The organism is Mesorhizobium sp. M0816 (assembly GCF_040320005.1).
Taxonomy (GTDB): Bacteria; Pseudomonadota; Alphaproteobacteria; order Rhizobiales; family Rhizobiaceae; genus Mesorhizobium.
On sequence record NZ_JAMYOT010000012.1, the window covers coordinates 138,728 to 150,968 of the forward strand.

Annotated in this window: 12 protein-coding genes and 2 pseudogenes; 6 read left to right on the forward strand and 8 right to left on the reverse strand. The window is 57.6% G+C overall.

From position 1 onward, the window contains the following. Positions 1 to 58: 58 nt before the first annotated feature. Positions 59 to 519: pseudogene (locus NKI17_RS20225) on the forward strand (IS110 family transposase); the annotation flags it as partial. A 76-nt stretch (positions 520 to 595) separates the two neighbouring features. Then, positions 596 to 760, forward strand: a complete 165-nt coding sequence (locus NKI17_RS37030; RefSeq protein WP_352852068.1) for a hypothetical protein — start codon at positions 596 to 598, stop codon at positions 758 to 760. A gap of 210 nt (positions 761 to 970) precedes the next feature. Here the strand turns inward: NKI17_RS37030 and NKI17_RS20235 are convergent, their stop codons facing one another. From NKI17_RS20235 to NKI17_RS20265, 7 genes and pseudogenes are all read right to left on the reverse strand, one after another. Continuing rightward, the gene (locus tag NKI17_RS20235; RefSeq protein ID WP_352450368.1) at positions 971 to 1,309 is read right to left on the reverse strand and encodes a slr1659 superfamily regulator; all 339 of its coding nucleotides are present in this window, start codon (positions 1,307 to 1,309) and stop codon (positions 971 to 973) included. 18 nt (positions 1,310 to 1,327) lie between these two features. After that, positions 1,328 to 1,888 carry a slr1658 superfamily regulator gene (locus tag NKI17_RS20240; RefSeq protein ID WP_352906717.1) on the reverse strand — a complete coding sequence of 187 codons (561 nt, stop codon included), beginning with the start codon at positions 1,886 to 1,888 and terminating at the stop codon, positions 1,328 to 1,330. 2 nt (positions 1,889 to 1,890) lie between these two features. Beyond that, complete coding sequence (locus tag NKI17_RS20245) at positions 1,891 to 4,257, reverse strand: SpoIIE family protein phosphatase (RefSeq protein ID WP_352906718.1); 2,367 nt, start codon at positions 4,255 to 4,257, stop codon at positions 1,891 to 1,893. Beyond that, on the reverse strand, positions 4,254 to 5,432 hold the full coding sequence (locus NKI17_RS20250) for a methyltransferase domain-containing protein (protein WP_352906719.1): 1,179 nt from the start codon (positions 5,430 to 5,432) through the stop codon (positions 4,254 to 4,256). The genes NKI17_RS20245 and NKI17_RS20250 overlap by 4 nt, the downstream gene beginning before the upstream one ends. Then, the gene (locus tag NKI17_RS20255) at positions 5,429 to 5,950 is read right to left on the reverse strand and encodes a ubiquinone biosynthesis methyltransferase UbiE (protein ID WP_352906744.1); all 522 of its coding nucleotides are present in this window, start codon (positions 5,948 to 5,950) and stop codon (positions 5,429 to 5,431) included. Before NKI17_RS20255 ends, NKI17_RS20250 begins: the two co-directional genes overlap by 4 nt. 175 nt (positions 5,951 to 6,125) lie before the next feature. Continuing rightward, a pseudogene (locus tag NKI17_RS20260) lies at positions 6,126 to 7,921 on the reverse strand (putative bifunctional diguanylate cyclase/phosphodiesterase). Between the two features lie 274 nt (positions 7,922 to 8,195). Further along, the gene (locus tag NKI17_RS20265; protein WP_352450373.1) at positions 8,196 to 9,338 is read right to left on the reverse strand and encodes a helix-turn-helix domain-containing protein; all 1,143 of its coding nucleotides are present in this window, start codon (positions 9,336 to 9,338) and stop codon (positions 8,196 to 8,198) included. 231 nt (positions 9,339 to 9,569) lie between these two features. On the opposite strand from NKI17_RS20265, the gene NKI17_RS20270 reads away from it, so the two are divergent. After that, complete coding sequence (locus NKI17_RS20270; RefSeq protein ID WP_352906720.1) at positions 9,570 to 9,869, forward strand: hypothetical protein; 300 nt, start codon at positions 9,570 to 9,572, stop codon at positions 9,867 to 9,869. 30 nt (positions 9,870 to 9,899) lie between these two features. On the opposite strand, the gene NKI17_RS20275 is transcribed toward NKI17_RS20270, so the two are convergent. Next, entirely contained in the window at positions 9,900 to 10,145 is a 246-nt protein-coding gene (locus tag NKI17_RS20275) for a hypothetical protein (RefSeq protein ID WP_352906721.1), read from the reverse strand. A 574-nt stretch (positions 10,146 to 10,719) separates the two neighbouring features. Here NKI17_RS20275 and NKI17_RS20280 point away from each other — a divergent pair. From NKI17_RS20280 to NKI17_RS20290, 3 genes are all read left to right on the forward strand, one after another. Beyond that, positions 10,720 to 10,983 carry a hypothetical protein gene (locus tag NKI17_RS20280; protein ID WP_352906722.1) on the forward strand — a complete coding sequence of 88 codons (264 nt, stop codon included), beginning with the start codon at positions 10,720 to 10,722 and terminating at the stop codon, positions 10,981 to 10,983. A gap of 125 nt (positions 10,984 to 11,108) precedes the next feature. Further along, positions 11,109 to 11,855, forward strand: coding sequence for a DUF4336 domain-containing protein (locus NKI17_RS20285; protein ID WP_352906723.1), 747 nt, complete (start codon positions 11,109 to 11,111; stop codon positions 11,853 to 11,855). A 26-nt stretch (positions 11,856 to 11,881) separates the two neighbouring features. After that, on the forward strand, positions 11,882 to 12,178 hold the full coding sequence (locus NKI17_RS20290) for a hypothetical protein (RefSeq protein WP_352906724.1): 297 nt from the start codon (positions 11,882 to 11,884) through the stop codon (positions 12,176 to 12,178). Positions 12,179 to 12,241: the final 63 nt, after the last annotated feature.

Consider the following 12,241-nt stretch of genomic DNA (forward strand, 5'->3'; position numbering starts at 1 on the left):
CTGATGATAAACGTGGTCTGCATGGGCAGCAACCAGCATCAGAAGGGAGGAGCGCAGCATGAATCATTATGCGGGATTGGATGTGTCAGTGAAAGAGACGCCATTTGCACTGTCGACGAAACAGGCCAGATTTGCCGCGAGATAAAGGTGGCGAGCCATCCGAGGATCTGGCACGGGTGCTCAAGGAGCCCAGCTGGTGGGTTGAGCGGGTTGGGCTTGAAGCCGGGCCCTTGTCGCAGTGGTTGTTCGAAGGCCGGCCAGGGCCGGCCTGCCGGTGATCTGCATCGAGACCCGCCACACCAAGGCATTTCCTTAAGGCCCAGGTGAACAAACCGACCGCAATGATGCCCGCGGCATTGCGCAGATGCGCAGATGATGCGAGTCAACCTGTTTCGCCCGGTGCATGTGAAAACCCTGACGAGCCAGAAGCGCCGGGCGCTGCTGACCGCCCGCAAGCTCTTGCAGGAAAAGGCCATTGCCGTTGAGAACGATCCCCGCGGCTTGCTACCGAACTTCGGAGCGGCTGCATCTCGCGTTCGAAGCCGCGCGGCTTGCATTCGGCGTACGGACACGCACATCGCGGATTCCTGCCTACATGCGTGAGCCGGTCGCGGGGCTGCTCGACAAGGGCTTTGCGAGGACGCTCGCGAAGTTGCTTGATCCCGGCAAGCGCGTGCCACTGCCGAAGTCGCCCGCGCCGTCGAGCGACACGATCTATCTCACGGTCGTGGACCGCGACTGCACGACGCCACACTTCTGACTGAGCAACGACGGCTGATCGGCACAGGCGGCCCGACATCCCCCCAACCCGGACGCCTGCCGCCTGTGCCAGCCCCCAAGCCATTGCGAGCATCTGCGCACGTGGCCAAATTGTCGTTAGCCTCGCATCCGAATACTTATCCGGGCGTACATATCTCGCTCTTGCAGCGCTCTTGCACGCCGTCCTTTGGCTAATTTCGGACGACCTTCGTCAGTCCATCAAAAGCACCACAGCGGGGTGCAGCTTCTTCAGATTCGGCAATGATTTCGATTGCCAGGGTATGTCTGGCGTTCCACGCACGACGAGTCGAACATCGGGATGCTTGCGCACCTCGATGGTAAATTTCGCGAGCAGGTTGATGCCGGAAGAGTTTAGAAAGTGAAGATCCTTAAGATTGAGCGTAATGGAAGCGGGATTACAGGCAAGAACACTGGTCGCCAACGCCGAGATAGGCGCACCGGCCTCGGAACTGGCAAGCCGCATTGCACCGTCGAAGAAAATTTCGCTTCCTTCAGTCCATACGCGGTAGTCGTCTGTCTTGATTTCCATAGCCTGGCTTCGTTTCCTCTAATTGTGAATTTGCGAGATCGGAATGGAGGCATATGTCTCCACGCAAATCCGATCGCTTTCGTCGGCGGCGCTGAATATCCAAGCCAGGCGCGCGCCGTAGTCGCTCATCAACGTCAGCAATCCAAGTCCGGAGCCTCCTACGTCGGGGTTCGCGGCATTGGCTTCAATTCGCTGTATCAGCAGGTCCATGGGGTCGCCAACCGTGATGTCCTCCAGGAGACTTTGGAACTCGGACGCATCTTCACCATCGAGGTCATTCGACACCTTGAGCTTGAAGCATTCCGAATCCATCGACGCCTCGATCAAGATCTCACCCGGTGCGCGAAACTTGACCGCATTTTCGATGAGTTCGTTGACCAGATATCCGATACTGTGCCGCACTTCCATGTAGTCATTGCGGGACGAGCGGAAGCGCAACGCGAAAAGATCGGCGATGAAGTCCGCGGTCGTGGCACAATGACGCCAACTCAAGTCGAGAGGTCCGTCGAACAGCCGCACGCGACTGGCGCTCTCCTTCATCCCGGTTGCAATGTCAGGGGTACCGAACAGCGTTGTCATGGCTATTTGTGCCTTATGATCACGAGGGTGATGTCGTCGTGGATCTTCTGGATCCCGATATGGGCCATCAGGTCGTCGATGATCCCGGTTTTGATATCCTCGGCGCTGCTGCCGTGACGTTTTTGTGCGCTCTGGCAGAGGCGCTCGAACCCGAACAATTCTCTGTCTTGGTCTTCGGCCTCGGTCACACCGTCTGTGTGCAGCACGATCACGTCGCCACTGCCGAACAGGATGTCACGCGTGGCAATGAACTTCGAGATGTCATTCTCCAGGCCAACCGGCAGACCCAGATCCATCGTGTCGATGCGTTCGACGTCCCCATCCGCACGCACGACGAGAACGTCCTCATGCTGGCCGGATAGCGTTACCCGCTCATCCTCGAAGTCAAGAAAGGCCAACGAGAGATGCTTGCCGGTGTTCGTCCGCTCGATGTTCTTGTAAATTGCCCTGTTCAATCGATCCAGAAACTGGTGCGGGTCCCCATCGTTGGTCTCCTGCAGCGCACGTGCAACGGATTGGACCATGAGCATCAGCACGCCGCTCTCGAGACCATGACCGGTCACGTCGCCGATGCCGATCTTGACGCGTGGCCCGTTCTGCAGGACGTCGTAATAGTCGCCGCCGACCTCGTCGGCCGGCCGCATGTAGGCTGCGATCTCCAGCCCCGGAATCGCTTCGAGTTCGAGTTGTTTCGGCAGGACCATCATCTGGATCTGTCTGGCGACCGCGAGTTCAGCACCAAGGCGAACGTTCTCGTCCTGCAGCTTTTCGTTGAGTGCGGAAATCTCCTGATTTGCGTCCCCAAGTTCCCTGGTTCGTTCGTCGACGAGTTGCTCGAGGTTTTCCGTGTGAAAGCTGATCTGCTCAGCCATGCGGTTGAAAGCGACCCCTGCGGCTCCAACTTCGTCGCGCGTTGGGATGCTCACTCGGACTGAATAGTCTTTGGACTGGAGCCGCTGGGCGGCGCTGGCAAGCGCCCTGAGGCCCGCGGTGATCCGCTTCGAAATTCCGAGCACGGCGGCAAAAACAATCAGAAGCGAAACGACGATCGCGGCGATCTGAAAGAGCAGGATACGGTTGGTTGCACGGGAAATACTCTTCTGCGCGGCGAACAGGGATGCATAGATCTCTCGTTCGGGAACGACGATCCCGACCGACATCATTTCGGACTTGATCGGTCCCGAACTCCACAGATTGGTCGGCTTTAATCTTTTGAGGACAACAATGTAGGGTACGCGTTCGCCCTTGTCGGCGAGCATGACATGCTGAATGACACCGTCATTGTTCTGGTCGAGAGGCAGCGACGCGATAGCCGGCTGCGTACTTCCCCGCAGGGACCTCTCCAGGCCGGTGACGCCCTGGGTGCCCGCATCGCTCGATGAAGTCAGGCCGATGATTGCCTGGCCTGACGGATTGATCGCCACGACGTTGCCAGTCGACATTGTGAGAAAGCCGAACCCGGTCTCAGCGATCTTCACACGTTCGACGACTTCCGCGAGTTGATCGAGAGTGATGTCTGCTCCCGCCGTACCAGCGATACCGGTGCGATCGCGCGTCCACAGCGGGTGGAAAAAGCTGACGATTAGCTTTCCCGTGATCGCATCGGTGTAAGGCGCTGTCTGGGTGATATCGTCAGAGACCGGACGTGAGGCTGGATCCCTGGCCCATTGCTGCCATGACCCATAGATTCCCGGAAAGAAAAACTCCCAGAACTCTGCCTTGTTGTGGCCTGGGTAGAGCCGGTCGAAGGTCTGTGCCTGGTCCGTATACGGTACCGTCCTGAAAATCGGCCGTTCCTTTGGACCAATATAATACATTTGCAGCTTGGACGACCCGCTGGCCATGAGCGTCGGCGCAACGAGGTCCAGCACGGTGCTGTCTTCTATTTCCTGCTGAACGCTTGGCAGCGGACTGTGGTCGGCGCCCAGCAGGTAGCCCCAGACGCTGACCACGGAAGGCGCTCCCGGCAGGTTCTGCGCCCAATCGCCCCGCGAGTCGTAGACGACCTTCACGGAGCCCGGCGCCTCCTGCGAAAGCGTGGCTCCGACCTGTTGTTGCCTGCTTGGATCGTCGATCTGGGCCTGCAGCACGCCGGCCAACGCCTTGACGTCCCCATGGACTCGATCGAGCAGCAGGTCGACGCTTAACGCTGTCGATTCGGCATAGGAACGAATGTATTCCTGGTTTGCGATCGTCAGGCCCTCACCGACTTCGGAGGTTGCGTCGCGCGACAGCTTTTGAACATTCCAAAGCGCCAGGCCACCGCTCAAAAGGAGGTCGAATAATACCGCGCCGCCAACGACCAATACGAATTTCGCTCGAAAGGAGCGCAGGCCGAATCGCGGTGTAGGCTCATCGTCGGCTTTCATTGCGGCCGTCGCCCCGATGCGACCCAGATCGGCCAACCCGCATAACCCTTGGGGTGGAGCGCAGCGAAAATATGATCCTCGAAGCCCTGCCGGAAGCGTGCGACGAACTCCGGTCCATCGCCGCGTCTGGTCGCCATCTCGCCCGCATAGACGTCCGCCCAGGCCGCAATGACATCGGCGAAGTCCTGCGGATCCCCGTCCAGGTTAGTGACCATGAAGGTCTCCACACGGATGTCTTCGAATCCGGCTTCGATCAGGTATCGCCGGCTCTTGGGCCCAAGCTCGACATCCATCTCGAAATGCCCGAACAGCTTCGCCACCTCGTTGTAGGTCCAACGAATGCTTTCGGCGCGCGGCTCGCCGAGGCAATGCGAATTCTTCTCGTTGGTGATATAGACCCGCCCGCCTGGCTTGCAGATGCGGTAGAGCTCCTTGAGAATGAGTTCAGGTCGATTGAAGATTTGAAGGGAATGTCGGCAGGTGACCAAGTCGAACTGCGCTTCGTCGAGCAGCATCTCCGAGGCATCGCCATAGGTATATTCGATGCCCCGGATGTCGAATTCCCGCATCACTTGTCGAGCATAGTTCAGGCTTGATATGGAGTGGTCGAGGGCGACGATCCGCGATGGCTGGAACTCCTTCTGCGCGAGCACGGCGAAATCACCGATCCCGCAACAGATGTCGGCCATGACGATCCCGGGCCTCATGCCGTGTCGCGGCAAGATTGTGCGCTCGTGGCGCCAAGTCATCTTTGTCTGAGTGCGCAGGATGGGTACGAACCCGCCTTCCTCAAGAAAACCCTGCCCCGGATAGAATTCAGTGTCATACTCCTCGACCGTGATGTTCGGTTCGATTCCGCTCAGGCGACCGAATTTTTGCGAGGTCCATCCGACGACGCTTGACGTGATGACCACGAATTTGAGATCGGGTCGAGCGCGACAAGCGTCGATGATGATCCTCGAAAAGCTGTGAAACGCAGCGTTGTTCATCTGCGTCAGGCGCCTGACATTGACGTAGAGAACGCCGCGCACATGGCCGATCGCATCGCGGAGCAATGCTATGCTCGGCCCAAGCTCATCGATCGCCTGAGGCCGGACCACTCCCGAAATGGAGAACTCCTGGTTGTTGGCGTCGTATTGCGCCTTGAAGCGCGGGAGAAGGTCGTAAGGGCTCAATGTTGCAAGCCCTCAAGCGGAAGGTCCACGACAAGCTTGATTGCATCGCCGTCGGCGTCCTCGATCCAGAGTGTCGCGTTGTAGTCAACAGCCAGTTCTAGGAGTACGACCTCGCGGCTGGGCGCGAGATCCCCAGACACCGAATTGAGATACCGCTCTCTGGCCTCCGTTCCTGCGAACTGCGACACGGCTTCTTCGTAGAATTGGCGCTCCTCTGGCACGCAAGGAAATATCAACTCGATCCTATCCGTCGCGCCATGGCGAGACACCCTGCATGCCAGTTCGCCGTCGGCATGGCGAGTACGGAAGGCGACTTCCAGCAATTCGTTGAAGGCAGAGGAAAAGAGATTTGAATGGTGGACCGAGTCTGACCTGTTTTGACTGATCATCCGGGCCACGTATGTCGAGACGTAATCGCAATGCTTCCAAGCGGAGACAAAAGCTTTGATTTCCATGTCGATCTGGATCATCGGCTCAAAAGTCGGCTCGCCAGCCAGGTCATGATGAACAGGTCCCATCGGCATCCTCACTTGTTCCATCAGTATTGAGCTCTCGCGGGGTGATGGCCTCCGCGATGAAAAATTTCTCCGCGCCCGTGATGAGTCTGTCTCGCACCCACTCGAAGAACTGCGCGGTATCTGCCTCGATCGTTCTAGAAATCTCCGCCTCACCGTTAACGAAGGCCGCAAGGCGCTAGAGCGCTTGTTTTGATTCCTCCATCGCGTGTACCACCCTCAGCGGGGACCGCCTGATGAAACCGCTGATCGCCTCGGCTCCAAGCGGCTTTCCCAGGAAGTTGCCTTGCAGGCAATCGCAATTCTCCTTGATCAGCCACCGTGCCTGTGCCGGGGTCTCGACCCCCTCGGCAGTGACATTTATCCCCAGGCCGTGCGCCAGATTCATGATCGATCGCACGATCGTTTGGCTTTTGAGATCGGTCTCCAAGTCCGCAATAAAGTACTGATCTATCTTCAACGTATCGAAGGGAAAATTTTTAAGGTAGCTCAACGATGAATAGTATGTTCCAAAATCGTCTAGCGATATTCGTATGCCCAAGACATTCAGCGTATTCAATGTGTCTATGTTGTCGATCGTCTTCTCAAGTAGAACCCTTTCGGTTATCTCAAGTTCAAGTCTGTCGGCTTCAAGCCCAACTGCGTCGACGATCTGAGCGACGGTGTCCGTCAGCAAACCGCTAAGGAACTGAGCCGGCGACAAGTTCACTGCGACTGTCAGCGAGGAAGGCCACGTCAACGCCTGGCGACACGCTTCCTCGAGCACCCATCGTCCAATCTCGTCCATCAGACCGTCGGCTTCGGCGATCGGTATGAACACGTTGGGTGGAATGATTCCGAGCTCGGGGTGCCGCCACCGCAGCAGCGCTTCGAAACCGGTCACTGACGAGGGCGGCTGAATGAGCGGCTGATACTCCAGATAAAGCTCGCCGCGCTCCAGCGCGGTTCGAAGGCTGCGCCTCAGATTCTCGCGTTGCTCGAGCAAGAGCAGCATCGAACGGTTGAAGCTTCGAGCGCAGCCGCGTCCATCTGTCTTGGCCGCGTAAAGAGCAATGTCAGCGGCTTTCATCAACTGTTCGCCGTCGGTCCGTGCTCCGGCCCGAAAGCAATTCCGATACTCGAGCCGACGAACACGGGAATGCCGTTGATGACGAACGGGTCCTTGAACGCGTCGACTAGAGATCCGGCAAGGCGCTCAGCCTCTGCTGGCTGCTCCTTTCCCAATTGGATGACAGCGAACTCATCGCCGGCATACCGGTATGCGGATTCGCCGTCCTGCAGCGCGTCGCGGATACGACCCGCCGCGAGTTGAAGAAGAGTGTCGCCTGCTCCATGGCCGAGCGTGTCGTTGACCGCTTTGAAATCGTCAAGGTCGATTTGCAGAAGGGCGGCCTTCGGCTTTGATCCGCCGAGGGCTGCCATTGCCTGCTGGAGCCGCTCGCCGAATCGCCGCCGATTCTGCAGTCCAGTCAGCACGTCGTGCGTCGCCTGATGGAGCAGAACTAAATGCTCTTGTTCCTCCGCTGCGCTCCGCCCGCCGTCCTCCCTTAATTCGATGATACCCGCACCATTTGCCGTGGTGAACACAAAAACGGACCGGTGCGCTCCGCCCGAGGTTCGCGGCAAGTCGATGCTGGCCGGAGAGCCACCCTGGAACACACGAAGAAATTCGTCGCGATGGCTCGCATCGAGAAAGCTCGGGTAGATCTCCCAGACGGCGGCGCCCGGCGCTACCGCGCCTCCGTACAAGCCTTTGAGCCTGGCCGCGTAGTGCGTCAGGCGAAAGTCACGGTCATAGAACGACAAAAGTTCGGTCGTGTTCGCCAAAAGGTCTGCGAGAACCCCATCGCCGACACTTGGAGCGTCGCTCGATGAAGGCCCCTCACTCTCCGTGCCGACGCCTGAAGCCTCTGAGGGCAAGAACCACCTCCATAGGCGGTGCAGACTCGCGCCCCCCCAGTCTAGAAATAGCATAACTGTCAAGCTTGGCAAACTTTCAAATCGCACTCTTAATAAGAGCCCCCCGCAGCCTAGTTCCATATATGCTCCGCCGTGATCGGCGGCAAATTATCGATAACGATGAACCGTCACAGTTCGTTAACAAACTGTGAATTGGTGAGAATCAGCTGTGTGATTGATGCGCAGTAGGCGCGACACGAAGATATTGTGGCCCATGAGGCGGCGTGACCTTCGCCGCCCCGGGCAACCCCTCTTCTAAGTCCGCCCAATCAGCTTCGCGATCCTGTAATCAGTTTCCGAGCGCCTTGAGCCAACCTTCAAAGGAAGAGGCCTCCTGGCCTCCGGCATGCGAAACAGAGTGGGCGGGGCGTGGCAATACCACAGTACTGCGGCCTTCGCGGGGGCTGTAACCGAATTCCTTGCTGAATGCCCGGCTGAAATTAGCCGCTGAACTAAACCCGAAGGCTTCAGCAATTTCAACAATGCGCCGGCTGTCCGCCGGATCGCTTAGCGCAATATGGGCTGCTAGAAGGCGGCGACTTTGTATGTAATGGAGAACACCGCCGCTTGGTTCGAACAACTGATAGAGACGAGAGCGCGAGACGCCGAGCGCCCGGCACATTGAATCCGGTGTCAAATGAGCCGCATCCAGATTGTGGTGTACGTATCGACGCGCTCGCTCCATTAGCGCGACACTCGTCAATAGTTCGGCGGCCGCAACCTGTTCCGCCGGAGGCCCGAGGCAGGCAATGATCATGCTGCGTGTTGCGTGCACGATGCGGGGCAGATCGTCAGCCGTGAGGCTGCGAAGTCTTGCTTCGATGCTGTTGACGTAATCGAGCAAGAGGTTGGCAAAGTTGCCCGACAGAATTGAATTGTTCTTGGCGTCCAGCGTTGCCGCCGCATCGGCGAACAAATCGCGCGGCAAATAGACAAAGAGACTTTCGGAGTCCGTTGTCCTCCCGCGAAACGGGTAGCCAAGCGATCTGATCTCCAATTTACCCGGCTGGTTCTCCGCTACACGGCGATCGACCTCCGTCCACGACCGGCCAGTACGTGGCAAGGCGATATACCAGTGATCGATCGAGCTGGACCGAAGCTTCGCGGCAGAACGCATATAACTATGTGCCGGTGCGCGCTGTTGAACGATCAGCATGCCGTCGAGGTTCCAAGCCGTGTGGTCGGCGGGAAAGCCATCGTCGAGCGATTTGTCATCCGGCAACCTGACCTCGACGAGCGGTGCCATATGCGCCTGCCAAGCGGCGAATTGATCCTCTGGCGCCAGTTCGAGCGTTGAAAAGGGCAAAGGTTCGAGCGCCGGCGCAAGTGACGGGGCACCCTCATTGTAAGGTTGAGCTTCGCGCGGCCAACGACGTCGATCACGCTCCAGCGCCTGCCTCGCAAGCGCCTCCTCTTGCCTTTTAGCATCCATCGCGTGGTGTCATATCCGATTCGGGTATGCCCATGCCCCTCTCAATCATGTGGTGTACCTCAGGCATCTGGCAAGACTGGCCGACTCGAGGCGACTGAAACGGCGATCACGCTGGATTACAGTCAGAAATGCATGCCGAGATAAGTTTCTGGATGCGAAGCTAACGACACTCTTCAACCTGGTGCGTATAGAATCGGGCATCATGAAAGCGTAGTTGAGGGGACCGCTGAAATGAACACAAAGCTCAACAGCGAAGATCGTCGCAAGATAATTCTTGATGGGTACGGTAACAACGAACCGTTGAAAGACATTTCGGCAAAAATCGGATGCTCACTGGGGAGTTTGAAGGTCGCGGCCAGTAAACTCGGTTGCACTCGAACTCCAAAAGAGGCGGCGGAATTTCGGCGCGGATTTCACGTTCCGGAAAACAAGCGGCAGGATTACTATAGACTTATGATTACCGGACAATATAAAGCCCGTGAGTGTGCGGTTATGCTAGGATTAATAAAGGAGCAATCAGGAACCAAGTAAATTGATTCCTGGTCACTGCAGATGACAATGTCATTTTGACAGCCACCGCTTCAGCGGTTCATCAGCCAAAAGCCTGCCGCAAGCACGGTAGCGGGCACTGAAAGGTTCGCACAGATGCTGCCTCGGCATTTCAATCGCACCTGCCTCAGCCCTCATGATCTGGCTATTTGCGAACGCGTGTTCGATCAGGTCTGCGCGGATGAGCATCTCGACCCTTTGGACCCGGCGGCCGAAATCTTGACGGTAATGGTCGTGGCCATTTTTCGAAATGCTCACACCAGCGAGCGCGAACTACTTGTGGCTGTCAAGTCTCATCGGCAAAAGGCTGCGGGAAGGCGCGTCGCATGAATCCGTTCAGTCGCGACGCGCTGTTGCCAAGACACCGGACTTGAAAACCGCCGCGGGCACGGGTTCACAGTGGTTTCAATACTACTCCCTCCAGCGGTTGATATTTGCTCCGGAAGATCGTTTTTGGTGCAAGCGGACCTTGCTGTCGCGGAAGTCTCGATTGCTGCCATCTTGGCGCAAGCGAGTGCGCCGATGGTTTCGCGGCTATCCCCTAAGTCCCTATTCGGTCGCGTCCGTCTCGCTTTCGTCACCGATCGAGCACCGGCAAATATGAGCTCGTTTCCAGACATTCTCGCAGAATGGTCTCACGACTAAAGGGGGTCCAAATTCACACGGCAAGACGGGCCGACCGGTGGTCAACATCAGCCGAGCCTATCGGCTCACGCCACTCTGCAGCCAGAGAGTTGCATTTACGCTCTTCAACATCGTTAAAAACGTACGGAGGTTTCCCGAGACTCGGCTGCCCGCGGCGCGCATGGTCAGGGGCAGGGAGGAATAGACCATGCGCGAATTGCCCAATACCATCGACGCAGACGTTCTGATCGAAATCGGCAGGCTTTTAGATGACCGCGCGAAACCGACGCCCGTGCCGGTCCACAAGCTTGCATTGTTAATGCGGCAGCGTTCAAACGCCAGCCTTCCGGTTGAATCGATGGAAGAGTTGATCGTGAAGATGGCCATGACGCGGCAATTGCCAATGATCTTCGATTTGCCTGACATTGACACGGACGATGTGATCTCGAATGCCTTGGCACGCGCGTCTTGAGACTTGCCCTTGAGCGCAAGTTCTGTTGCTCCACCATAAGCAGCAGGTGCTGCGGTTCGGAATGACGAAACCTGGCCCAGATAGCGTGCATCGCCTTGCGCCGAGCTGGCGAAGTGGAATGGGCTATGAGTGCGTCCGTTTACGAGCCGGTGAACGTCTACAAACCTCAGGGACCCGATGTTGGTGTCGTTGACGGTCCGTTTGAGTATCTGACGGTAGCAGGAATAACACTTCCGCTGCCATTCACCACTCGGATGACGGTGGTGCGCCTATCGAACGGCGACCTGTTCATTCATTCGCCCATCAAGTTTGCTTCGAGGGTGGCCGAAGAGTTACGGAACTTGGGCAGAATTCGCCATCTCGTGTCACCCAACCAGTTTCACTACGCTCATATCGGTGAGTGGTCGAAGGCTTTCCCTGAGGCAATAACATGGGCATCGCCCGGAGTCCGGCAAAGAGCACGCGCACGGCACGCGGATGTGACGTTCGCACGAGATTTGGAGGCCGATCCGCCGGAGGAGTGGCGGCGGGACATGGACCAGATGCTGTTTCCCGGTGGCTACTTCAAAGAGTTCATATTCTTCCACCAAGCTTCAAAGACGCTGATCCTTACAGACACGATCATCAATCTCGAATTAGACATGATCGATGAGCCTTGGCGCACGATGGCCAAGCTGACTCGGATGGCTCACCCGCACGGGCGGACCTTCTTTGGCATGCGGCTGCCAATTCTCCTGCATCGACGGAAGACACAGGCAGTAGTAAGCAAACTCCGGTCGTGGCAGCCGCGGCGGGTGATTCTCAGTCACGGCCGCTGCTTCGATGCGAATGAAGACGAGATTGTCCGTAGAATATTCGGAAAGTCGGCTTAGTAACGCTGTGGTTTGCGAGAAGCCAAATGTCCATTTCGGGTCGGCTCCGGCCGCTCGGCCTCGATCGCTTCAACGACCGCTCCTGGCGCTCCTTGCTCGTTTCGATGGACGACGAACGGCAAAGTTCACACTCCCAGCCGACGCTGGCTGTCAGTGTAGCACGTGGTCGCCGCATCTGGGCAGTAGTGACCTTGCAGCACCTCCTCGGCCCTCATCCTGCAATCTACGTCGATAATCGGATGGCCACTGGCGAAGCCTACACGCTCGAAGTAGTGTTGCCGCGTGCCGCTTATGGGACGAGCCGCCATGCCTCTTCGAACTGAATAACCTTCTCGGCGGTGATCGCACTGCTGCAGGCGGTAGTGGGAGATGAAGCTTTCATCCAG